This is a genomic window from Flavobacterium sp. (assembly GCF_029242675.1).
Lineage (GTDB): Bacteria > Bacteroidota > Bacteroidia > Flavobacteriales > Flavobacteriaceae > Flavobacterium.
Genome location: NZ_JAQWTM010000107.1, coordinates 1 through 2,425 on the forward strand (window position 1 = coordinate 1; position 2,425 = coordinate 2,425).

Here is a 2,425-nt window from a genome sequence, read left to right on the forward strand (position 1 = left end):
AGTGACAGCGATAAAGCTAAATAAGGCAATCCCTATTGGTTTACCTAAAACTAATCCTAGTGCAATACCAATACTGTAATGTTGGGTTAGGGCGTCAACAATGTCTGCACCTACAACAATTGCAGTATTCGCCAATGCAAATAGGGGAAGAATAAAGAAAGCGACAGGTTTGTGTAAAAAACTCTGTAATTGGTAGGAGATAGACTTTTTACTTCCGTCTCCAAACGGAATTACAAATGCCAATAGAACTCCAGTAACGGTGGCATGAATTCCAGAGTTTAGCATAAAGTACCACATGAAAACTCCACCTATTAAATAGATTGCAAGAATTTTAACCTTCATTCTGTTAAGAATAAACAAGAACAGCAAGATACCCATTGCTAGACCAAGGTTCAGCCAAAAAATAGTTTTTGTATAAAATATGGCGATCACCATAATAGCACCCAAGTCATCAATAACAGCCAATGCCGTTAGGAATACCTTTAAAGATAATGGCACGCGATTGCCAAGTAGCGATAATACACCCAAGGCAAATGCAATATCAGTGGCCATTGGAATTCCTGCTCCAGCTTGTGCATCAATTCCAAAATTAAGCCAAAGATATAATCCAGCAGGTACTGCCATTCCTCCTAAAGCGGCAAAAATGGGAAGTAGGGCGTCTTTTATATTGGAGAGCTCACCATCGTATATTTCTCTTTCTAATTCTAAACCAATTAGTAGAAAGAAAATGGTCATTAAACCATCATTAATCCAGTATTCTAAACTTTGTCCACCAAATTTAGTGTGCCAAGTGTGAAGGTATTGATTACCAAAAATCGAATTAGCTAAAATTAACGAAATTAAAGTGCAACCTATTAGTACAAGTCCGCTGGCTTTTTCGTTGTTAAAAAATTCGTTCCACAAATCAGCATTGTATATTTTTTTAATCGTTTTCTTCACTGTTCTTTTCATGTATTCTATGTTTTGTCTGCACAACAGCGACTGCTGCTATTTGGAGCCATAAAGGCGATTTTTAACTAGGATCACAAAAATAGGGAATTAGTTACGATTCCCCTCGCTCAAATTGATTTTATTGCCTTTATTTAGTGATTTTAGGTGGTTATCATCCAATTTTGATTTTCGATAATTAGTTGTATTATTTTGCATTTGGCAAGGACCTTAATTTAAAACAAGTAATTTTTTTTATTTTACATTGTTTTGATGTTTTTAGGTCAACATAGTAACTTCTAGTGCGCGGTGGCTTATGTATTATTTTGGTAATTGATAACGGAGCAGGAGGTCTGTTTGAACTTCGTTACCTAAAGTAAATTGGTGTTGGTTAAAAGCGGTAAAGCCATTTTTTTTATAAAACTGTAATGCCTTATGATTGTGCTCCCAAACACCTAACCAAATACTAGCTACTTTTTTAGCTGTTGCAATTGCAATTGCTTCCGCTAGTAGACGGTATCCTATTTGCTGTCCTTGAAACTCTTGAAGTACATAAATGCGTTGAATCTCCATTGCATTTTCTAATACATTTTCTGTTTGAGCTGTTCCCCAATTCAGCTTCAAATAGCCTAGAATTTGATCATTTGCTTTAGCAAAGAAAAAGGCGGATTGTTTATTTTTTAATTCGGATTGCAGTAGACTATCAGTAAGATTTTCTGTTATGTAAGTCGCTAAATTGGCAGCTGAATTTACAGGCGCAAACGTCTCTGTAAAAGTTTGGATACTAATTGCTTTTAGTGCGTTTAAATCATTTGGTGTCACTGCTGAAATCTGAATCTTTTCCATTCCCGTTTTATTATATTCTATTTTCAAAAATAGGGTATATTTGGTCTTATTTGGATTTTCTATGACATCATTACACATATCAATTTAGTTTTGGCTATTTCTTAGTTTCAATTTGTATTTTTGGAGTCTAATCAGAAATTAAAGCATCAAGCAGTCTATGAAAATTGTTATCTCACCCGCAAAGTCATTGAATTTTGAAAAAGAATTACCAATCGAGACGTTCACAGAACCCTTGTTTTTAAAAGAATCGCGTCAAATTCAGCAGGTGTTAAAGCACGAATCGCCAACTAGTTTGTCTTCTATGATGCACATTTCAGATAAGTTGGCACAATTGAATTGGGAACGCAATCAAGAGTGGAAAACACCTTTCAATCCTGCTAATGCTCGACCATCCATTTATACTTTTGACGGGGATGTGTATACCAGTTTAGATGCTTACAGTATTCCAGTTCAAAAAATAGAGGTATTGCAAGATAAACTGCGTATTCTTTCAGGACTATACGGATTGCTAAAACCTCTAGATTTGATGCAAGCTTACCGCTTAGAGATGGGCACCAAGTTACCCATTGGTGACCAAAAGAATTTATACGAATTTTGGAAAACGACTATCACTAAAGCACTTAACAAAGAATTAAAAAAAGAGGAGCTATTT

Annotated in this window: 3 protein-coding genes; 1 reads left to right on the forward strand and 2 read right to left on the reverse strand. The window is 35.3% G+C overall.

Annotation, left to right across the window (positions count from 1 at the left end; translation table 11 throughout):
• Window positions 1-951: Na+/H+ antiporter NhaA (gene nhaA, locus P8M54_RS04280; RefSeq protein WP_300285568.1), on the reverse strand; the 951-nt coding region annotated here is incomplete at its 3' end.
• A 297-nt stretch (window positions 952-1,248) separates the two neighbouring features.
• Window positions 1,249-1,851, reverse strand: a complete 603-nt coding sequence (locus P8M54_RS04285) for a GNAT family N-acetyltransferase (RefSeq protein ID WP_300285570.1) — start codon at window positions 1,849-1,851, stop codon at window positions 1,249-1,251.
• Between the two features lie 79 nt (window positions 1,852-1,930).
• Between P8M54_RS04285 and P8M54_RS04290 the strand changes: the two genes are divergently transcribed.
• The coding region (locus P8M54_RS04290; RefSeq protein WP_300285572.1) for a peroxide stress protein YaaA at window positions 1,931-2,425 on the forward strand (495 nt) is incomplete at its 3' end.